This window comes from Actinosynnema sp. NPDC091369, from assembly GCF_044757065.1.
GTDB lineage: Bacteria > Actinomycetota > Actinomycetes > Mycobacteriales > Pseudonocardiaceae > Actinosynnema.
Genome location: NZ_JBIVUG010000001.1, coordinates 1,188,446 through 1,206,819, shown reverse-complemented (window position 1 = coordinate 1,206,819; position 18,374 = coordinate 1,188,446). Strand labels below are relative to the sequence as shown.

At 71.4% G+C, this 18,374-nt stretch carries 20 protein-coding genes; 10 read left to right on the top strand and 10 right to left on the bottom strand.

Going from position 1 to position 18,374, the window contains the following annotated elements; all coding sequences use genetic code 11:
• Positions 1-9 precede the first annotated feature (9 nt).
• Together ACIQMJ_RS05925 and ACIQMJ_RS05920 are read right to left on the bottom strand one after the other, a co-directional pair.
• Positions 10-303: a GroES family chaperonin gene (locus ACIQMJ_RS05925; protein ID WP_141984069.1), complete on the bottom strand. Its 294-nt coding sequence runs from the start codon at positions 301-303 to the stop codon at positions 10-12.
• A 36-nt stretch (positions 304-339) separates the two neighbouring features.
• Complete coding sequence (locus tag ACIQMJ_RS05920) at positions 340-2,175, bottom strand: NHL domain-containing thioredoxin family protein (RefSeq protein ID WP_499759828.1); 1,836 nt, start codon at positions 2,173-2,175, stop codon at positions 340-342.
• Between the two features lie 98 nt (positions 2,176-2,273).
• On the opposite strand from ACIQMJ_RS05920, the gene ACIQMJ_RS05915 reads away from it, so the two are divergent.
• Both ACIQMJ_RS05915 and ACIQMJ_RS05910 read left to right on the top strand, forming a co-directional pair.
• Positions 2,274-2,762: a helix-turn-helix domain-containing protein gene (locus tag ACIQMJ_RS05915; RefSeq protein ID WP_499759827.1), complete on the top strand. Its 489-nt coding sequence runs from the start codon at positions 2,274-2,276 to the stop codon at positions 2,760-2,762.
• A 3-nt stretch (positions 2,763-2,765) separates the two neighbouring features.
• Positions 2,766-3,332 carry a PIN domain-containing protein gene (locus ACIQMJ_RS05910; protein WP_499760257.1) on the top strand — a complete coding sequence of 189 codons (567 nt, stop codon included), beginning with the start codon at positions 2,766-2,768 and terminating at the stop codon, positions 3,330-3,332.
• A gap of 93 nt (positions 3,333-3,425) precedes the next feature.
• On the opposite strand, the gene ACIQMJ_RS05905 is transcribed toward ACIQMJ_RS05910, so the two are convergent.
• From ACIQMJ_RS05905 to ACIQMJ_RS05895, 3 genes are all read right to left on the bottom strand, one after another.
• Positions 3,426-3,803 carry a PIN domain-containing protein gene (locus ACIQMJ_RS05905; protein ID WP_499759826.1) on the bottom strand — a complete coding sequence of 126 codons (378 nt, stop codon included), beginning with the start codon at positions 3,801-3,803 and terminating at the stop codon, positions 3,426-3,428.
• Between the two features lie 423 nt (positions 3,804-4,226).
• Positions 4,227-4,373 (bottom strand): hypothetical protein, encoded by a 147-nt coding sequence (locus ACIQMJ_RS05900; RefSeq protein ID WP_170191759.1) that lies wholly within the window; start codon positions 4,371-4,373, stop codon positions 4,227-4,229.
• A 252-nt stretch (positions 4,374-4,625) separates the two neighbouring features.
• Complete coding sequence (locus ACIQMJ_RS05895; RefSeq protein ID WP_499759825.1) at positions 4,626-5,819, bottom strand: DUF8462 domain-containing protein; 1,194 nt, start codon at positions 5,817-5,819, stop codon at positions 4,626-4,628.
• Between the two features lie 122 nt (positions 5,820-5,941).
• Here ACIQMJ_RS05895 and ACIQMJ_RS05890 point away from each other — a divergent pair, with 122 nt between their 5' ends.
• Positions 5,942-6,568 carry an SIMPL domain-containing protein gene (locus ACIQMJ_RS05890; protein WP_499759824.1) on the top strand — a complete coding sequence of 209 codons (627 nt, stop codon included), beginning with the start codon at positions 5,942-5,944 and terminating at the stop codon, positions 6,566-6,568.
• Positions 6,569-6,714: 146 nt separating this feature from the next.
• Here the strand turns inward: ACIQMJ_RS05890 and ACIQMJ_RS05885 are convergent, their stop codons facing one another.
• Positions 6,715-7,758, bottom strand: a complete 1,044-nt coding sequence (locus ACIQMJ_RS05885) for an OmpA family protein (protein ID WP_499759823.1) — start codon at positions 7,756-7,758, stop codon at positions 6,715-6,717.
• A 151-nt stretch (positions 7,759-7,909) separates the two neighbouring features.
• Positions 7,910-9,178, bottom strand: coding sequence for an acetyl-CoA C-acetyltransferase (locus ACIQMJ_RS05880; RefSeq protein ID WP_499760256.1), 1,269 nt, complete (start codon positions 9,176-9,178; stop codon positions 7,910-7,912).
• Positions 9,179-9,267: 89 nt separating this feature from the next.
• Here ACIQMJ_RS05880 and ACIQMJ_RS05875 point away from each other — a divergent pair, with 89 nt between their 5' ends.
• Positions 9,268-10,584, top strand: coding sequence for a 3-oxoacyl-ACP reductase (locus tag ACIQMJ_RS05875; RefSeq protein WP_499759822.1), 1,317 nt, complete (start codon positions 9,268-9,270; stop codon positions 10,582-10,584).
• Positions 10,584-11,384 (top strand): MaoC/PaaZ C-terminal domain-containing protein, encoded by an 801-nt coding sequence (locus tag ACIQMJ_RS05870; RefSeq protein ID WP_499759821.1) that lies wholly within the window; start codon positions 10,584-10,586, stop codon positions 11,382-11,384. Before ACIQMJ_RS05875 ends, ACIQMJ_RS05870 begins: the two co-directional genes overlap by 1 nt.
• On the opposite strand, the gene ACIQMJ_RS05865 is transcribed toward ACIQMJ_RS05870, so the two are convergent.
• Positions 11,374-11,805, bottom strand: coding sequence for a MarR family winged helix-turn-helix transcriptional regulator (locus ACIQMJ_RS05865; protein ID WP_499759820.1), 432 nt, complete (start codon positions 11,803-11,805; stop codon positions 11,374-11,376). The genes ACIQMJ_RS05870 and ACIQMJ_RS05865 overlap by 11 nt on opposite strands.
• Positions 11,806-11,949: 144 nt before the next feature.
• Here ACIQMJ_RS05865 and ACIQMJ_RS05860 point away from each other — a divergent pair, with 144 nt between their 5' ends.
• Positions 11,950-12,876: an alpha/beta hydrolase gene (locus ACIQMJ_RS05860; RefSeq protein WP_499759819.1), complete on the top strand. Its 927-nt coding sequence runs from the start codon at positions 11,950-11,952 to the stop codon at positions 12,874-12,876.
• On the opposite strand, the gene ACIQMJ_RS05855 is transcribed toward ACIQMJ_RS05860, so the two are convergent.
• Positions 12,873-13,556: a TetR/AcrR family transcriptional regulator gene (locus tag ACIQMJ_RS05855; RefSeq protein WP_499759818.1), complete on the bottom strand. Its 684-nt coding sequence runs from the start codon at positions 13,554-13,556 to the stop codon at positions 12,873-12,875. The two genes, ACIQMJ_RS05860 and ACIQMJ_RS05855, sit on opposite strands and share 4 nt — an antisense overlap.
• 101 nt (positions 13,557-13,657) lie before the next feature.
• Between ACIQMJ_RS05855 and ACIQMJ_RS05850 the strand changes: the two genes are divergently transcribed.
• From ACIQMJ_RS05850 to ACIQMJ_RS05840, 3 genes are all read left to right on the top strand, one after another.
• Entirely contained in the window at positions 13,658-14,302 is a 645-nt protein-coding gene (locus tag ACIQMJ_RS05850; RefSeq protein WP_499759817.1) for an SCP2 sterol-binding domain-containing protein, read from the top strand.
• Between the two features lie 7 nt (positions 14,303-14,309).
• Positions 14,310-15,524 carry an acyl-CoA dehydrogenase family protein gene (locus ACIQMJ_RS05845; RefSeq protein ID WP_499759816.1) on the top strand — a complete coding sequence of 405 codons (1,215 nt, stop codon included), beginning with the start codon at positions 14,310-14,312 and terminating at the stop codon, positions 15,522-15,524.
• Between the two features lie 103 nt (positions 15,525-15,627).
• Entirely contained in the window at positions 15,628-15,996 is a 369-nt protein-coding gene (locus ACIQMJ_RS05840) for a VOC family protein (RefSeq protein WP_499759815.1), read from the top strand.
• Positions 15,997-15,999: 3 nt separating this feature from the next.
• On the opposite strand, the gene ACIQMJ_RS05835 is transcribed toward ACIQMJ_RS05840, so the two are convergent.
• On the bottom strand, positions 16,000-16,905 hold the full coding sequence (locus ACIQMJ_RS05835) for a helix-turn-helix domain-containing protein (RefSeq protein WP_499759814.1): 906 nt from the start codon (positions 16,903-16,905) through the stop codon (positions 16,000-16,002).
• A 123-nt stretch (positions 16,906-17,028) separates the two neighbouring features.
• Here ACIQMJ_RS05835 and ACIQMJ_RS05830 point away from each other — a divergent pair, with 123 nt between their 5' ends.
• Complete coding sequence (locus ACIQMJ_RS05830) at positions 17,029-18,366, top strand: pentapeptide repeat-containing protein (RefSeq protein WP_499759813.1); 1,338 nt, start codon at positions 17,029-17,031, stop codon at positions 18,364-18,366.
• The last annotated feature ends 8 nt before the right edge of the window (positions 18,367-18,374 follow it).

Sequence of the window (18,374 nt, the reverse complement as noted above, 5' to 3'; positions counted from 1 at the left end):
CCGCGAATCTCACAGGTAGAGCCCGGTCCCGTGGTCGGTCCGCTCGGTCGCGGTCGCGTGCACGTCCCGTTCCCTCATGACGAGGTAGGTGTTGCCCTGGACCTCGACCTCGAACTGGTCCTCCGGGTTGAACAGCACCCGGTCGCCGACCTTGACGTGCCGCACGTTCGTACCGACCCCGAGCACGTCCCCCCAGGCCAGGCGCTTCGCCATCTGGGCGGTCGCCGGGATCACGATGCCGCCGCTGCTGCGGCGTTCTCCGTCCTCCGGCGATATCCGCACCATCACGCGGTCGTGCAGCATCTGGATTTCGAGCTTGACATCGGGCACCCGCAGAGTCTAGATGCCTTCGTCGAGGCCACCCATCATGAGGGGTAGCCGCCGGGGCCCGTCCTTTACCACGCGGATCGGGACGCCCCAGTCCTGGCGGGCCAGCTTGCACACCGGGTGCTCGACGCTCGGGTCGTCCGTGCAGCTCGCGGCCTGGGCGACGACGTGCAGGACGCCCTCGGTGAAGCCCTCGGCGACGCGCAGCGCGCGGACCAGGTCCGTGCCGACGCCCGCGCCGGACTCCAGCAGCTCCGGCGGGGAGCTGGTGATCTCCAGGCGGGTGGACGGGCCGAACCGGTCGTCCAGCTTCTGGCCGGTCGGCGGGGTGAACACGACCGCGATCTCGACGTCGCCGGACGCGATCACCGACGGCGGCCGGCGCACCTGGTGGGCCTCGCCGCTGACCAGCTTCGCACCGGGCGCGACCGGGCGTTCCAGGCGGTGCGCGGCGGAGGCGACGACGACCAGCTCACCGTCGACCAGGACCGCGTCGGACGGCTCGGCGACGTCCGTGGCCAGCGTCGACACCTCGCCGGTGGCCGGGTCGTAGCGGCGGATGGCGCCGTTGTAGGTGTCGGCGACGACGACCTGGCCGCCGGGCAGGACGGTGACGCCCAGCGGGTGCTGGAGCAGCGCCTGGTCGGCCTGGCCGTCGCGGTGGCCGAAGTCGAACAGGCCCTTGCCGATCGCGGTGTGCACGGTGCGGTCGGCGTCCAGCCAGCGCAGCGCGGAGGTCTCGGAGTCGACCAGCCACAGCCGGTCGCCGTCGGCGGCCAGGCCCGAGGTCTGGGCGAAGAACGCCTCGGCGGCCGGGCCGTCGTGCAGACCTTCGACGGTGGTGCCGGCGAGCCGCTCGACGCGGCGCTCGCGCGGCCGGAACAGGCCGAGCGTGTGGTTGCCCGCCATGGCGATGGCCACGCCGCCCGCGGGTTCCCACCAGGTGACGTCCCACGGGCTGGTGAGGTCGACGGCCTCGGCGGGGCCGTCGGCGGGGCCGTCGCGCCACTGCTCGCCGGTGCCCGCGACGGTGGTGACCTCGCCGGTGTCGAGGTTCACCCCGCGCAGGAGGTGGTTGACCGTGTCGGCGACGACCGCGTGGTAGCCGACCTCGGCGACGACGTCGGCGGGCAGGAGGGCGATGCCGGCGGGCTCGGAGAAGGTGGGCTCCAGGCCGTCGCGGCGACCGCGCTCACCGGTGCCGATGCGCCGGAGGACGGTCTCGCCGTCGAGGTCGAGCTCGACCAGGCCGTGGTGCGCGGAGTCGCTGACCAGGAGGGTGTTGTTCGTGGTCAGGACGGCCTTGGCGGGGAAGCGCAGCTCGGTCTCGCGGGGCGGCGGCGCGACGTACGGGCCGTCGCCGCGGTGCAGGGTGCCCTTGGCGTCGTGCTCGGCGACGACCTCGGACACGATCTGGCGCAGCGCGTCGAGGTGGCCCTCGCCGGAGGCCACGTGCACGACGTAGCCCTCGGGGTCGACCAGGACGAGCGTGGGCCACGCCTTCACCGCGTAGTCCTGCCACGTGGTCAGCTCGGGGTCGTCCAGCACGGGGTGCTCGACCTCGTACCGCTCGACGGCCGCTTCGAGCGCCGCGGGCTCCGCCTCGTGGGCGAACTTGGGCGAGTGGACGCCGACGGTGACCAGGACGTCGGCGAACTCGGCTTCGAGCGGGCGCAGCTCGTCCAGCACGTGCAGGCAGTTGATGCAGCAGAACGACCAGAAGTCGAGCAGCACCACCTTGCCGCGCAGGTCGGCCAGCTTGATGTCCCGGCCACCCGTGTTGAGCCACCCGCGGCCCACCAGCTCGGGGGCGCGGACACGGGCACGGCGTCGTTGTGCGGTCGTCACGTCCCGATCCAACACGACTCGCACACCAACGTATTTCGGGCGTCCACCATGTGGATGAACGATCTTTCGTTTTGTTCGTTTCGCGCTACTGTGGTCACATGACAGCGACCATGGGAGAACGCACACTGCTGCCGCCTGCGAGTTCGGAAGCGCTGTCGTCCTGGGTCGCGGCGCTGGCCCGCCCAGGTGGCGGAACCGCCGCACTGCTCGCCCCGGACGGCACTCGACTGGAACTGCCGGCTGAGGTGTTCGACGTGCTTCGCAGCGTGGTGGCTGCCATGTCCCAAGGTTTGGCGATCACCGTCGCACCCCAGCACACCGTCCTGACCACGAGCGAGGCCGCGCAACTGCTCGGTGTTTCGCGGCCGACCCTGGTGCGCCTGCTCGAAGCGGGCGAGATCCCGTACGAGCAACCGAACCGCCATCGCCGAGTCCGGCTGGCCGACCTGCTCGCGTACCAGGAACGCGCCCGCCGGGCACGGGCGGCCGGTCTGGACGAGATGGTGCGGGCGGGAGAGGAAGGCGGCTTGTACGACCTGCCTCTGGACACGCCGTTCGAGCGGATGTCGACGGACGAGCACAGGTGATTCCTGTTCCCCGTCTTCTTCGACACATGCGTACTGCTCAAGCCCTACCTGTGCGACACGCTTCTGAGCGTCGCCGAGTGCGGGGTCTACCGACCGCTCTGGTCTGAGGGTGTGCTCACCGAGCTCGACCGCAACATGCGCAAGCGCGGTGCGACCGCGGAACAAGTGGCCCACCGCATCGACCAAATGACACGCCACTTCCCCGATGCGCGGGTTCTGGGCTACGAGCACCTGATCGACTCGATGGAGAACCACCCCAAGGACCGGCACGTCCTCGCCGCAGCCGTTCGAGGAGGAGCCGAGGTCCTGGTGACCGAGAACTTGAAGGACTTCCCGGACCGCGTGCTCCAGGAGTACGACGTCGTAGCCGTGCACCAGGACGACTTCCTGCAGGACCAGCTCGACCTGTTCCCGGACGCTGTCCACTCGGCGTTGCGGCGCCAGGTTTCCCGTTACCGCCGTGCTCCGCGATCAGTGGACGACCTGCTCGACGTGCTGGGCAACGAAGGACACGGTTGTCCCGGGTTCGCGGAGGTTTGTCGGCGACACCGCAGCACGTGGAGAAGTTGACCTACTGGCAGCAGAACGACCAGAAGTCGAGCGGCACCACCTTGCCGCGCAGGTCGGCCGGCTCGATGCCCCGTCCACCGATTGGGACGGGGATTACGGACGGCGGACCGAGCGCGGGCCGAGGACGGTGGCGTTCAGGGCGGTCACCCGGTCGCGGAGGGCGCGATCGGCGGTGACGACGGTGCAGGGGCGGTCGGGCGGGTTGGCGCGGACGACTTCCACGATCGTGTCGTCACCCGAGGCGGGTGCGGGGACGACCCGGACGCCGGGGACCGACTCGACGTGGCGCGCCCTGCCCTCCACCACGAGGACGACCTCCAGCGGGCCGGGCAGGTCCGGCAGGCCGTGCTCGGCCACCTCCACCAGGGCGTCGCGGAGGCGGGCGGTGGCGCCGGCGCGGTCGCGCCACCAGCCGTCCGGGACCGAGCCCACGACGTTGGCCGCGTCGACGACCAGGAGCGGGTGCGTCATCGGGTCATGCTCTCAGCAAACCCTCAAGAAATTGTCGTACCCCGATGGCACCATGGAGTGGTCCATTGGGGGACAGCAATGAACACGCAGGGGGACATAGTGATGATCAGGCGCGCCCGCAGGACGACGGACGACGACTGGAACGGCTCGGCCACGGCCAAGTAGCCGGACATGGGAAACCCCGCGGTGCTGCCAGGTCGGGGGTCCGACAGCACCGCGGGGTCATCTGGAACATCGATACACGATCGGGGTCCGTTACATCCCCTATAGGGTGTGACGGGGATCACGTTTTGACAGAACGAAGCCCTGCCGCGCGGGAGGTGCGGCAGGGCTTCGTCGTTCCCCCTTCGCCGGAGCGCGGACGACGGGGCGCGCACCCGGTGTCGATCGGGTGGTCGTCACGCGCGCCGGAGAGGTCTCCCCTCAGCGCAGGGAGCTGACCTGGGCCTGGGCGATCGCCATCAGCTCGTGCCGCATGGCCGGGGTGGGCGCCATGTCGATCGCACGGGCGACAGCCTTGCGGTTGCGAGCCTCGACACGACGAGCGCGGAGCTTCGCAGTGAAGTTCATCGGGGGTTCATCCCTCTCGAAGGTGTTCCTCGGTGTGTGCTTCAAGTATGCACCTTCGCAGGCGCGGATGCACCCGATTATCCGGTGAGGTGCCGCACATACCGATGAATCATCGGCGTCTACCGGATGAGCCCCGACGATTCGCCTGGAGGACACCTACTGGACCGGACACGGAGGACGCAACTCTCTAGCGTGAGCGCTAGAACACCCGATGCGACCGAAGTAAACGGATAATCGCAGCTCAGCGGGCTGTCAGTCCTCGCGGCCGAGCAGGAAGCGACCGAAGTGGGGCACGGTGAACGCGATCTGCCCGCGCTCGGCCGAGTACACGAGCCCCTTCTTGATCAGGCTGTCCCGGGCGGGCGACAGCGACGACGGCTTGCGCCCCAGGTGGTCGGCCACCTGCGAGGTGTTCACGCCCGCGTCCTTGCCGTCGGTCAGCTCCGCCATCGCCCGCAGGTACTCCCGCTCGGCCGGCGTCGCCCGCTCGTAGCGCGACCCGAAGAACCCGACCGCCAGCTCCGCGTCGGCCTCCGGCGCGGCCACCGCCACGTCCGTCGCGGTGATCGGGTCGGCGGGCGCCGCGTCCCACGCCGCCTTGCCGTAAGCCTGGATGAAGTACGGGTAGCCGCCCGAGGCGTCGAACAGCGCGTCCAACGCCTCCGGTTCGATGCCCGCCTCCTCCCGGTCGACCGGGGCCAGCACGGCGCGGTCGGCGTCCTCCCGCGACAGCCGGTCGATCCGCACGTACCGGAACAGCCGCTCGGAGTACGACTTCGACGCCGACAGCACGGCCGGCAGGTGCGGCAGGCCCGCACCGACCACGACCAGCGGCGCGCCCGACTGCGACAGCTCGTGGCACGCCGCGCACAGCGCCGAGACGTCGTCCGCCGGCACGTCCTGCATCTCGTCGATGAGCAGCGCGACGCCCGTGCCGACGTCCTGCGCCAACTCGGCGACCTCGGTGAACAGCTCCACCAGGTCGATCTCGATGTCACCGGAGTCGGCCCGGCCGACCGCGGCGGGCACGTCGATGCCCGGCTGCCACCGGTCGCGCAGCTTCGCGTCCTCGGGATTGGACCGCAGCGCGAACGCCTTGAGCACGCCGAGCACGGACTCCACCCGGTCCGGCGCGCGGTGCCGCACGGCCAGGTCGCGGATCGCCCGGTGCAGCGCGGCCGACAGCGGGCGGCGCAACCCCGCGTCGGGCCGCGCCTCGATCTTCCCGGCGCCCCAGCCGCGCTTCACCGCCATCGACCGCAGCTCGCCCAGCAGCACGGTCTTGCCCACGCCGCGCAGCCCGGTGAGCACGAGGCTGCGTTCCGGCCGACCGCGGGCGACCCGTTCCAGCACGACCTCGAACGCGCCCAGCTCCTTGTCGCGCCCGGCCAGCTCGGGTGGCCGTTGGCCCGCGCCGGGGGCGAACGGGTTGCGCACCGGGTCCATCCTCGGACGGTATCGAGGTGTCTACGGCCGATCCAATACTCACGCCGTGTCGTGCCGTATTCGTCAATCTAGCTTCAGAGCTATATAGAGCTATCGAATGACATCACCGGTAGCGTCGTGCCATGGCTGAGGTGGTGACGAAGGGCGTCGGCAAGGTCGAGCGGACCGCCGACCGCGCCGAGGTGCAGGCGAGCTTCGAGACGCTGGGCTCCACGCGCAACGAGGCGGTGGAACGGCTGACCGCGCGGATCGCCGCGGTGGAGCCCGCGCTGGAGCGGCCGGGCGTCGAGGTGCGGTCGCGGCAGCTGAACGTGCACGACAACTGGGACGGCAAGCGCCGTTCGGGCAGCCGGGCCGTGCAGAACTACGTGCTGCGGGTCGAAGACCTGGCGCAGCTCGACGGGCTGCTGGGCGCGCTCGTGACCGCCGAGCCGACCTGGCTGAACGGGCCGACGTGGCAGCTCAAGGAGGACGCGGAGGCCGTGCGCGAGGCGCAGCGGGAGGCCGTGCGGGACGCGCGTCGACGTGCCGAGGGGTACGCCCAGGCGCTCGGCGTGCGACTGGGGCCGTTGCTGCGGCTGACCGACGGCGACGCCGAGGGGTGGGCGGTCGAGTCGTCGCACCGGATGCGGGCGGCCGGGTACGGCGGCTCGCCCGGCGTGCCGCCGGAGATGGACCAGCTCAACCTGGAGGCGCAGCAGATCACGGTCACGGTCCGCTGCACGGCCTCGTGGACGCTGCTGGACTGACGCCCCGCGTGTCCCGAACGTTCAACTCAGGGGTCCTGAACGTAGGACTCTCGGGTCCTGAACGTAGGACTCTCGGGTCCTGAACGTAGGACTCACGCGTTCCGAACGTAGGACTCGCGCGTTCGTTGGACACGCGGGGCTCGTGGTCAGCCGCTGGTGCGCGGGTCGGCCAGGTCGACCACGACCGAGCGGTTGCGGGCGGCGGCGTCGGGGATCAGGTCGCCGGAGCCGTCCAGGTCGGGCGCGAGCGGCGAGGCGAAGCCCGCGCCGACGACCTCGGTGAACGCCGCCCGGCTCACGCCCAGCTCCACCAGCGCCGACACCACCCGCTGGCTGCGCCGCTGGGTCAGGTTCACCGCGGCCGGCGCCGAGGACGAACTGGCCGTGCGGGCGACCACGCGCGCGGTGGTGCGGTTGTCGAACTTCTTCGCCACCTCGGCCAGCACCTCGCGCGCGCCCGGCGCCAGCTCGTCGCTGCCCGCCTTGAACAGCACCGAGTTCGGCAGGTGCACCGACTCGCCCTCGTGCACGACCTCGCCGACGTCCACGACCGGCACCTCCGCGCGGCTGATCGACGCGCCGCCGGGCACCGGCTCCGCGTCGTTCGTGCAGCTCTTCGCGTGGAACCGGGCGCAGATGCCCAGCCAGACCCCGACCAGCGCGTCCCGCGCGGCGGGCGGCAGCGGCGGCTGGTCGCCGAACACCTGGCCCAGCCCGGAGAAGATCACGTCCTTGTCGGTCAGCTCGGGCACCGCGTCGTCGGGCACCGACGCCACCACGGCCGGGATGTCGAGGTCAAGCCCGAGCCGGGTCAGGTCGAGCGGGTCGGTGGTCTGCAACCCGCTGGTCTGCAGCACGAGCACCGCCGGTCCCGGCGTGGAGGCCATGTCACCCAGCACCGTGAGCGGGTCGAGGTCGTCGTCGTCCCCGGCGAGGCCGCTGAGCTGACCGGTCAGCCGGTTCAGGTTCTGCTCGAAGCCGAGCTCGCGCAGCGCACCGTCGCTCTCCACGTCGTTGCCGTCCCGGACGGTGAAGTCCTGGTCCGAGTACGCGCCGCCGGAGTCCTCGCCCTGGCGGTACACGACGACCCGGGTCACGCCCTGCTCGACCGCCTCCGACAGCCGGTCGACGACGGTCCTGGTGAGCGTGACCCGAGGCTCGTTGGCCGACGCGGTCACCCCTATGCGCACGGTGGTGGTTTCGCGGGACGCTTCCCCGCAGGCAGCACAAGAGGCCGCCACCAGCACGACTGCGGCGAAGAGCCGTGAGTGGTTCATGCCTTGGAAACGGAACGAGAACGCGTTGTGTTACCAATAACACCCGTTTGGCCTAATTCAGGCGTTATCGCTCCACGATCGCCGTAACCCCCTGACCACCCGCCGCACAGATGGAGATCAGCCCGCGACCCGAGCCGCGCTCGGCGAGCAGCTTCGCCAGCGTGGCCACGATCCGCGCGCCGGTCGCCGCGAACGGGTGCCCGGCGGCCAGCGACGAGCCGTTGACGTTGAGCTTGGCCCGGTCGATCGCGCCCAGCGGCGCGTCCAGCCCGAGCCTGCCCTTGCAGAAGTCCGCGTCCTCCCACGCCTTCAACGTGGCCAGCACCTGGGACGCGAACGCCTCGTGGATCTCGTAGAAGTCGAAGTCCTGCAACGACAGGCCCGCGCGCGCCAGCATCCGCGGCACCGCGTACGCGGGCGCCATCAGCAGGCCCTCGCCGCCGTGGACGTAGTCGACCGCCGCCGTCTCGGTGAACGTCAGGTACGCCAGCACGGGCAGGTTGCGCGCCGCGGCCCACTCCTCCGACGCCAGCAGCACGGCCGACGCGCCGTCGCTGAGCGGCGTGGAGTTGCCCGCGGTCATCGTCGCGCCCTCACCGCGCCCGAACACCGGCTTGAGCTTGGCGAGCTTGTCCACCGACGAGTCCGGCCGCAGGTTCTGGTCCCGGGTCAGGCCCAGGTACGGCGTGACCAGGTCGTCGAAGAAGCCGCGCTCGTACGCGGCGGCGAGGTTGTGGTGGCTGGCGGCGGCCAGCTCGTCCTGGTCCTCGCGCGCGATGCCCCACTCGCGGGCGGTGATCGCCGCGTGCTCGCCCATGGACAGACCGGTGCGCGGCTCGCCGTTGCGCGGCACGTCCGGCACCACGTGCTTGGGCCGCAGCTTCAGCGCCGCCTTGAGCTTCGCGCCCGCGCTCCGGGCCCGGTTGAACTCCAGCAGCACGCCGCGCAGGTCCTCGTTCACGCCGATCGGCGCGTCGCTGGTGGTGTCCACGCCGCCGGCCACGCCCACCTCGATCTGGCCGAGCGCGATCTTGTTGGCCACCGCGATCACCGCCTGGAGGCCAGTGCCGCACGCCTGCTGCACGTCGTAGGCGGGCGTCTCGGCGGACAGCCTGCTGCCCAGCACGGCCTCGCGGACCAGGTTGAAGTCGCGGCTGTGCTTGAGCACCGCGCCCGCGACGACCTCGCCGAGCCGTTCGCCCTGCAAGCCGAACCGGCTGACCAGGCCGTCCAGGGTGGCGGTGAGCATGTCCTGGTTGGACGCCGTGGCGTAGGGGCCGTTCGAGCGGGCGAACGGGATGCGGTTGCCGCCGAGGATGGCTACTCGGGCCATGTCGTCCTCCAGGGTGGTGGGCACGGTGATGACCAATGTTACCTACTCATCAGTAGACTTACTAGCGAGTAGGGAGTGTGATGGTGCGCATGGATCGTTACCAGTCGTTCGCGAGGTCCGGCCTCGGGCGGTTCGTCGTGGGCAAGCTCGGCCTGCCCGACCCGTACCCGCTGCGCCGCCACTCACCCGGAAGACCCCCGCTGGACGGGCCCGTGCTGATCGGCGGCGGCGGGCGGCTGGCCGACCCGCTCCGGGCGGCCGTGACGTCGACGGGACTGACCCTCGCCACCGGCGCGGCCGACGGCGAGCGGTACGGCGCGCTGGTGTTCGACGCGTCCGGCATCGACTCGGTCGAGCGGCTGCGCGAGCTGCACGCGTTCTTCCAGCCGGTGATCCGGTCCCTCGGGCCGTGCGGCCGGGTGGTCGTCTTCGGCACCCCGCCCGAGCAGGCCGAGTCGCACATCGCGCAGCGCGCGCTGGAGGGGTTCACGCGCAGCGTCGGCAAGGAGCTCAAGCGCGGCGGCACGGCCCAGCTGGTGTACGTCGCGCCCGGCGCCGAGGACGCGATCGGGTCGACGGCGCGGTTCCTGCTGTCGGGCCGGTCGGCGTACGTGTCCGGGCAGGTGGTGCGCATCGGGCCGGCCGACGTCGAGTCACCGGCGGACCGGGACCGGCCGCTGGCCGGGAAGGTCGCGCTGGTCACCGGCGCGTCCCGCGGCATCGGCGCGGCGATCGCCGAGGTGCTGGGCCGGGACGGGGCGAGCGTCGTGTGCCTGGACGTGCCCGCGCAGGGCGACGAGCTGTCCGCGGTGGCCAACCGGGTCGGCGGCACGGCGATCCAGCTCGACATCACCGCGGCCGACGCGCCCGCGCGGATCGTCGAGCACCTCGCGCAGCGGCACGGCGGCGTGGACGTGGTCGTGCACAACGCGGGCATCACCCGCGACCGCACGCTCGGCAAGATGGACGCGGGCCGGTGGGACGCGGTGGTCGCGGTCAACCTGGCGTCGCAGGAACGGGTCAACGAGGCGCTGCTCGCCGCCGACGCGCTGCGGCCCAACGGGCGGATCGTCGGCGTGTCGTCCATCGCGGGCATCGCCGGGAACGTCGGCCAGACCAACTACGCCACCACCAAGGCGGGCGTGATCGGCATGGTCGACTCCCTGTCGCGGCGGCTCGCGGGCCGCGCCACGGTGAACGCGGTCGCGCCGGGGTTCATCGAGACCAGGATGACGGCTGCCGTGCCGTTGGTCATCCGGGAGGCCGGGCGGCGGATGAACAGCATGTCGCAGGGCGGCCTGCCGGTGGACGTCGCCGAGACCATCGCGTGGTTCGCGCACCCGGCGTCGGCCGGGGTGAACGGCAACGTCGTGCGGGTGTGCGGGCAGAGCCTGCTGGGGGCGTGATGGCGAACCTGACCCTGCTCTACGCCAAGGCCGCGCTGACCGGCTTCACCCGGCGCGGCGACGAGCTGCCGCGGTCCTCGCTGGACGCGGAGGTGACCGTCGACCCCGGGCACCTGGCGCGCTACACCAAGGTCTGCGGGTTCGGCGTGCGCGACGAGCTGCCGATCACCTACCCGCACGTGCTCGGGTTCGGCTTGCAGATCCGGCTGATGACCGGGCCCGGCTTCCCGTTCCCGCTGCCCGGCCTGGTGCACGTGGCCAACCGGATCAGGCAGCACCGGCCGCTGCGCGCGGACGAGCCGCTGTCGCTGCACGTGGCGCCGGCCGACCTGCGGCCGCACGAGCGCGGGCGGCAGTTCGACATGGTCACGACGGTGTCCGTGCACGGCGAGGAGGTGTGGGTCGGCGTGTCGACCTACCTCCGCCGGGAGGGCGCCGCTTCGAAGGAGTCGTCGCCGCGGGCCGAACCACCCGCGCCGTCGGCCCGCTGGCGGCTGCCGGGCGACCTCGGCCGCCGGTACGCGGACGCGTCCGGCGACCGCAACCCCATCCACCTGCACCCGTTGACCGCCAAGGCGTTCGGCTTCCCGCGGGCCATCGCGCACGGGATGTGGTCGAAAGCCCGGTGCGTGGCGGCGTTCGAGGGCCGGCTGCCCGACGCCTACGAGGTCGACGTGCGGTTCAAGGCCCCGATCCTGCTGCCCGGCGAGGTCGGCTTCTCGTCCGCGCCCACCGGCACCGGGTGGCGGTTCGCGCTGTGGTCGAACCGGCCGCACCTGGAGGGCGTGATCAGCGGCTGACGTTGTCGGCCAACGTGCGCAGGAGGGCACGCAGCCGGGCCGTGTCCTCCTCGTCCAGGTTCATCGCCTCGCCCATCGCGGGCGGCACGTCCTTGGCGCGCTCTTGCAGCTCCTGACCCTGTTCGGTGAGCACGAGGCGGACCGAGCGCTCGTCGTCGGGACGGCGCTCGCGGCGGATCAGGCCGCCCGCCTCCAGCCGCTTGAGCAGCGGGGAGAGCGTGCCGTAGTCCAGCTGGAGCGCGGCGGCGACGTCCTTCACCGGGACCGCGCCGCGTTCCCACAGCACCAGCATCACCAGGTACTGCGGGTAGGTCAGCCCGAGGCCGTCCAGCAGCGGCCGGTACCGCGCGGTGACGGCCCGGGAGGCCGCGTAGAGCGCGAAGCAGAGCTGGTCGTCCAGTTCCAGGCTGAAGTCCCGCATGTCCGCCTTCCCCTCCGGTGGTGACGGCGTGCTCCCGCTTGTGACGGAACCCACGATACACCTGCGGACATTTAGATTGTGCACGATGTAATCGCGGGCTAGGTTTCTGGTGTCAGGTTCGACCGCAACACCGAGGAGCCCGAGATGACCGTCCTGGAACCGGCCGCCGCCGAGTTCGCCGCCGCGACCGCCAACCCGCCCTACCTGTTCGACCTCGGCCCGGTCGAAGGACGGCGGGCCGTGGAGGACGTGCAGGCGGGCGAGGTGGCCAAGCCCGAGGTGGACGAGGAGTGGGTGACCGTCGGCGAGGTGCCCGTCCGGGTCGTCCGCCCGGCCGGCGCGACCGGCACGCTGCCCGTCGTCCTCTACGTCCACGGCGCCGGATGGGTGTTCGGCAACGCCAAGACGCACGACCGGCTGGTGCGCGAACTGGCCGTCGGCGCGGGCGCGGCCGTGGTGTTCCCCGACTACAGCCTCTCGCCCGAGGCGCACTACCCCGTGGCGCTGGAGGAGACCTACGCCGTGGCGCGGTGGATCGTCGCCGAGGGCGCCGCCCGCGGGCTCGACGCGGCGCGGCTGGCGGTGGCGGGCGACTCGGTCGGCGGCAACCTGGCGATCGCGCTGACGCTGCTGGCCAAGGCGCGCGGCGACGTGGCGTTCAAGCAGCAGGTGCTGTTCTACCCGGTGACCGACGCGTCGTTCGACACGCCGTCGTACCACGAGTTCGCCGAGGGCTACTTCCTGCGGCGTGACGCGATGGAGTGGTTCTGGGACCAGTACACGACTTTGGAGGCGGAGCGCGCGGAGATCACCGCTTCGCCGCTGCGGGCGAGCACCGAGGAGCTGACCGGGCTGCCGCCCGCGCTGGTGATCACCGCCGAGGCCGACGTGCTGCGCGACGAGGGCGAGGCTTACGCGAACAAGCTGCGCGAAGCGGGGGTGCCGGTGACCGCCGTGCGCTACCAGGGCGTGATCCACGACTTCGTCATGCTCAACGCGCTGCGCGAGACCCACGCCGCCGAAGCCGCGATCAGCCAGGCGGTGGCCGTGCTCAAGGGCGCGTTGGCCTAGGAGCCCTCCTCGATGCCGGACCGCCGCGACGGCGGGTGCCACACGTCGCCCGCCACGAGGTCCCCGAACCCCATCCAGACCAGGTTCATGAGCCGGGCGGCGACGACGCCGGCCGGCTCCTGGGGGTTGTCGAGCCACCAGTCGGCCAGCGACTCGCCCGCCCCGACCAGGGCGGCGGCCAGCGACTCGGCCTCCTTGTCGCCCGCCCGCGGCACGTCGCCGAAGTCCGACGAGTGCACCAGCAGCGCCGCCACCAGGCTGATCACCCGGCCGCGCATGTCGGCCAGCTCCTCGGCGAACGGCCCGCCCTGCGAGGACGCCTGCCGGTGCAGCACCTGCCAGCTCGCGCGGTTCTCGCCGACGAACCCGAAGAACGCCCGCAACCCGCTCCACAGCTGGACGTCCGGCGGCTCCTCGGCCTCGACGCCGTTCGCGATCGCCTCCATCATCCGGGTCGCCTCACGGCGGATGCAGGTGGCGAACAGCTCCTCCTTCGAGCCCAGGTAGGCGTACAGCATGGGTTTGGAGATGCCCGCGACCTCGGAGATCTCGTCCATGGACGCGGCGTGGAAACCCAAGCGCGAGAAGACGTCCACCGCGGCGTCCATGATCTGCCGCTCGCGCACCGCGCGTGGCAGTCTCTTGGCCCGACCGGAGCGAACCGGTTGCTCTGCGTGCATCGCACCCCCTGGATGGCTGCGACAAGATTACTCTGCGCCCCTTGCCGCCTTACCTACTGGCCAGTAGGCTTACCTGCCAGTAGGTAGCGGAGGTGCCACACATGACCATCGACCTCACCACCGAGGCGATCGCGAAGCTCAGCCCCCAGGAGCTGATCTCAACGCTCAGGCAGGTCGACCCGGGCGACCCGGCGCTCAAGGACGTCGACATCGACGTCATCGCGCGCGGCATCGACCCGAAGAAGCTCGGCCGGGACGAGTTCGCCGACCTGCTGGACGCGTTGGGCGCGCTGGCCGACGGCGGCGCCGACCTCGACCTGGCCAAGATGGACCCGCAGAACTTCGCGCGGATCATCTCGCGCGCGTCCAAGGACCAGATCGAGGCCGTGACCTCGCGGCCCGGCCTGCGCGAACGCGTGCTGGACGAGGTGTTCCGGCGCATGGAGGTGCACTTCCGCAGCGAACGCGCGGGCGCCACGCGCGCCGTCGTGCACTTCCGGCTGACCGGCGGGTTCGACGGCGACGACGTGTACGAGGCGATCATCGAGAACGCCGGGTGCACGATCAACAAGGGCGAGACCCGTGACCCCAGGGCTGTTGTCACGTTGGGACCGGTGGAGTTCCTGAAGCTCGCGACCGGCAACGCCTCGGCCCCGGTGCTGTTCATGACCGGCAAGCTGAAGGTCAAGGGCGACCTGGGCTTCGCGGCCGGGTTCATGAGCTTGTTCAACATTCCGAAGGCGTGAGGGGACCATGGGCGGCTTTTCGCTGGAGCTCAACGAGGACCAGCTTGACCTGCGCGAGTGGGTGCACGGCTTCGCGAAGGACGTGATCCGGCCCGCGGCGTCGGAGTGGGACGAGCGCGAGGAGACGCCGTGGCCGGTGATCCAGGAAGCGGCGAAGATCGGCCTGTACGGGTTCGAGTCGCTCGCCACCTGGTTCGCCGACCCCATCGGCCTGTCGCTGCCGATCGCCACCGAGGAGCTGTTCTGGGGTGACGCCGGGATCGCGCTGGCCCTGATGGGCACGGGCCTGGCGGCGGCGGGCATCTTCGCGTCGGGCGAGCCCGAGCAGCTGGCCGAGTGGGTGCCCGAGTGCTTCGGCACCGAGGACGACCCGAAGCTGGCCGCCTTCTGCGCGTCCGAGCCGCAGGCCGGTTCGGACGTGGCCGGCTACCGGACGCGGGCGGTGTACGACGAGGCCACCGACGAGTGGGTGCTCAACGGGCAGAAGGCGTGGGCCACCAACGGCGGCATCGCCAACGTGCACGTCGTGACGGCGGTCGTCGACCCGTCGCTGGGCGCGCGCGGCCAGGCGGGCTTCGTCGTGCCGCCGGGGACGCGCGGCCTGTCGTCGCCGGGGAAGATCCGCAAGCACGGCATGCGGGCGTCGCACACGGCGGACGTGTTCCTGGACGACGTGCGCGTGCCCGGCCGGTGCCTGCTGGGCGGCAAGGAGAAGCTGGACGCCCGGCTGGCGCGCGCCCGTGAGGGCCAGAGGGCCGGCGGGCAGGCGGCCATGGCGACGTTCGAGACCACCCGCCCGACCGTGGGCGCGATGGCCGTGGGCGTGGCGCGTGCGGCTTACGAGTACTCGCTGGAGTACGCCAAGGACCGCGAGGCGTTCGGCCGCAAGATCATCGAGAACCAGTCGATCGCGTTCGACCTGGCGAACATGAAGATGGAGATCGACGCGGCCCGGCTGCTGGTGTGGCGGGCCGCGTGGATGGGCCGCAACAACGTCCCGTTCACCGCGGGCGAGGGCTCGATGTCCAAGCTCAAGGCCGGCGAGGTCTCGGTGTGGGCGACCGAGCGCGCGATCCACATCCTGGGCGGGGCGGGCTACACGCGCGAGCACCCGGTGGAGCGCATGCACCGCGACGCGAAGATCTTCACCATCTTCGAGGGGACGAGCGAGATCCAGCGGTTGGTGGTGGCCAGGGCCATTTCCGGGATGCACATTCGCTGACTTGATCTTCCCAGGCCGTCATCAGGCCGTCTGGGAAGCGGACGGGGTCTTCGGGACGCGGAAGACCCCGTCCACTGCTTTCCCACCGGGTTGGGCTCGGGCCGTGGTGGGGGTGTTGCAGTGCGTCGTGCTCGACTGTCCCGAGCCGAAGGCGCTGGCCGAGTTCTACCGGGGACTCCTCGGCGGTGAGGTCGACCGGCCCGATCGGCGGTGGCGGTTGGACGAGCACTGGTCGACGCTGCACACCGCATCGATGGTGCTCGGCTTCCAGCGCGCCACCGACCACGTGGCGCCGGAGTGGCCCGACCCACGCAAGCCGCAGCAGTTCCACCTGGACGTCGGCGTGGCGGACCTCGGCGTGGCCAAGGCCGAGGTCCTCCGGCTCGGTGCGACGTTGCTGGACGACTCGCACGACGTGTGGTGGGTGTTCGCCGATCCCGCCGGGCACCCGTTCTGCCTGGTGTGGGAGTGAGCGTCAGCCCGTTGCCCCGATCAACCACGCACGTTCGGCGGTCGTGTCGGGGATCTGCGTCTCCCAGCCGTTGACCTTGGCGATCAGCTGCCAGTAGCGCTCGGCCCTCGGGTCGCCGAACTCCGCCAACCGCTGCGACAGTTCCGGGCCCGCCGGGACGCCCACCACCGACGCCCACTTGTCGTTGATCGCGGCGACGATGGTGGCCGCTTCCGGTGAACGCGGGTCGACGCCCGCGTCCAACGCCTCGCGCGCCCGCGTGAACGCGTACTGGAACGCCTCCGCCTGCGCCGGTGAGCTCGGGCCCATGTCGGCCCCTTCGGCCCGCATCTCCTGGTGCCGCTCCGACATCCGCCGGATCGACGCCCGGAAGTCCGGGTCGCGCACCAGGTTCGCCAGCTCGACCCACGCCTCCAGCTGCTCCGCCGACGGGTCGTCCGGCAGCTCCACCCGCACCGACCGCATCCGCTGCTCGAAGGTCGGCTCCAGGTCGAGGCCGCCGAACACCTCCTCGAAGAAGTCGTCCAGGATCGCCTGCCGCTCCTCCTCCGACAGCCGCGCCAACTCGTGCACCATCTCCACCTCCCCGTTCCGCGCCACGACCCGCAGCACGGCCCGGCGCAGCCGGAGCGTGCGCATCTGCGCGTCGATGGCTTCCGCGTGCGTCCGCGCCACCTCGGCGACGGACAACTCCCGTGCCAGCACCCGCTGCGCGGTGGGCAGGTCGACGCCCAGGGCGCGCAGGGTCCGCACGAGCTTCAGCCGCGCCAACCCGTCGACGTCGTAGGTGCGGAACCCGCCCGCCGTGCGCCCCGCCACGGGGATCACGCCGGAGTCGGAGTAGAACCGGATAGTCCGCGTGGACAGCCCGGTCATCCGCGCCAGTTCGCCGATCGAGTAGTGCGTCACGGGGACCACCCTGAACTCTCCAGTCACTGGAACTTCAACCGATTAACGCACGGCCGCGTGGAGAGCGGGCAAACACGCCGAACCGCGACCGCCGCCCCACCCGATCCGGCACGATGACTGCTCGTGCCTTCCGCCGTCACCCCCTACCTGCCCGCCGCGGTGGCGTCGGCCGTCCTGCTGCTGGTGTGGTGGGTGGTCAAACGCAGGCCGAAGTTCCGCCTCGCCGCCCGGCGGCGACGCCCCGGCGACGGGCACCAGGGCCCGGTGTGGCACTCGGTGCTGGCGTGGTTCGCGGTCGCGCTGGTGGTCGGTGGCGGGGCGGGCGCGGGGCTGCTGTGGCTGCTCGGCTGGCCGAAGCTGCCGCGGGGCGTCGCCTTCAGCACCACCGAGGCGCTCGACGTGCTCAAGATCGGGCTCGCGGTGGTCGCGGGCTTCGGCGGTGTCGTGGCGCTCGCGGTCAACTACCGCAGGCAGCGGGTCACCGAAGCGGCGCACGTGCTGACGATCGGCCAGGAGGAGCGGGAGCGGACCAAGCTCTTCAACGAGCGCTTCGCCACCACGACCGCCCAGCTCGGCCACGACCAGGCGGCCGTGCGGATCGCGGGCGCGTACGCGCTGGCCGGCCTGGCCGACGACTGGGCCGCGCAGCGGCAGACCTGCGTGGACGTCCTGTGCGCGTACCTGCGGCTGCCCCGTGAGCGCGACGAGGGCGAGAAGGAGGTCGTCGCCACCATCTTCCGGGTGCTGCGGGCCCACCTCGGCAGCCCGCACGAGGCGGGTCCGTGGTCCGGCCTGGACTTCGACTTCACCGGTGTCGAGTTCCACGAGGCCGACTTCAGCGAGATCACCTTCGAGGGCAGGGTGGTGTTCGACGGCGCGGTGTTCCGCGGTCCGCACACGTCGTTCGAGCGGACCGTCTTCCGGGACATGACGCTGAGCTGCCACGGCACCACGTTCACGTCCGACCAGGTCAGCTTCCGGGACACCCTGTTCGAGCACGTGACCGCGGAGTTCGTCGGCGCCGACTTCACCCGGACCTCGGTCGACTTCACCGCCGGCGAGATCCGGCGCGGGAAGGTGTACTTCTACCGCGCGACCCTGACCGACGCCGGGATCGCCTTCCGCAGCAGCGAGGTGACGGGCACGAGCATCCGCTTCGAGCGGTGCGTCGTGACCGACAGCGCTCTCGACTTCTCCTTCGCGTACTCCGACGTGGAGGAGAAGCGGGCGTTCGGCGTGATCGTGGTGGACGGGTGCGAGGTGCACCGGTCGAGGATCGACCTGCGCGGCATGTCCTTCGACGACACCGGGGTCTGGTTCTTGGACAGCAGCTTCCGGGAGGTGGAGGTGGCCGTCGACGAGCAGTCCGACCGCCGGGGCCTGCGGGTCCGCAGGGTCCAGCTGGTCGACACCGTCCTGCCGGTGGCCGAGGCGACCGAGCCGGAGCGGCCCTCCGCGTGACGGAACGG

Excerpts from the sequence above, each read along its gene's own strand:
- ACIQMJ_RS05925 (WP_141984069.1), bottom strand. The coding sequence starts at position 303 with ATGCTGCACGACCGCGTGATGGTGCGGATATCGCCGGAGGACGGAGAA.
- ACIQMJ_RS05915 (WP_499759827.1), top strand. The coding sequence starts at position 2,274 with ATGACAGCGACCATGGGAGAACGCACACTGCTGCCGCCTGCGAGTTCG.
- ACIQMJ_RS05905 (WP_499759826.1), bottom strand. The coding sequence starts at position 3,803 with ATGACGCACCCGCTCCTGGTCGTCGACGCGGCCAACGTCGTGGGCTCG.
- ACIQMJ_RS05900 (WP_170191759.1), bottom strand. The coding sequence starts at position 4,373 with ATGAACTTCACTGCGAAGCTCCGCGCTCGTCGTGTCGAGGCTCGCAAC.
- ACIQMJ_RS05895 (WP_499759825.1), bottom strand. The coding sequence starts at position 5,819 with ATGGACCCGGTGCGCAACCCGTTCGCCCCCGGCGCGGGCCAACGGCCA.
- ACIQMJ_RS05890 (WP_499759824.1), top strand. The coding sequence starts at position 5,942 with ATGGCTGAGGTGGTGACGAAGGGCGTCGGCAAGGTCGAGCGGACCGCC.
- ACIQMJ_RS05880 (WP_499760256.1), bottom strand. The coding sequence starts at position 9,178 with ATGGCCCGAGTAGCCATCCTCGGCGGCAACCGCATCCCGTTCGCCCGC.
- ACIQMJ_RS05875 (WP_499759822.1), top strand. The coding sequence starts at position 9,268 with ATGGATCGTTACCAGTCGTTCGCGAGGTCCGGCCTCGGGCGGTTCGTC.
- ACIQMJ_RS05870 (WP_499759821.1), top strand. The coding sequence starts at position 10,584 with ATGGCGAACCTGACCCTGCTCTACGCCAAGGCCGCGCTGACCGGCTTC.
- ACIQMJ_RS05865 (WP_499759820.1), bottom strand. The coding sequence starts at position 11,805 with ATGCGGGACTTCAGCCTGGAACTGGACGACCAGCTCTGCTTCGCGCTC.
- ACIQMJ_RS05860 (WP_499759819.1), top strand. The coding sequence starts at position 11,950 with ATGACCGTCCTGGAACCGGCCGCCGCCGAGTTCGCCGCCGCGACCGCC.
- ACIQMJ_RS05855 (WP_499759818.1), bottom strand. The coding sequence starts at position 13,556 with ATGCACGCAGAGCAACCGGTTCGCTCCGGTCGGGCCAAGAGACTGCCA.
- ACIQMJ_RS05850 (WP_499759817.1), top strand. The coding sequence starts at position 13,658 with ATGACCATCGACCTCACCACCGAGGCGATCGCGAAGCTCAGCCCCCAG.
- ACIQMJ_RS05845 (WP_499759816.1), top strand. The coding sequence starts at position 14,310 with ATGGGCGGCTTTTCGCTGGAGCTCAACGAGGACCAGCTTGACCTGCGC.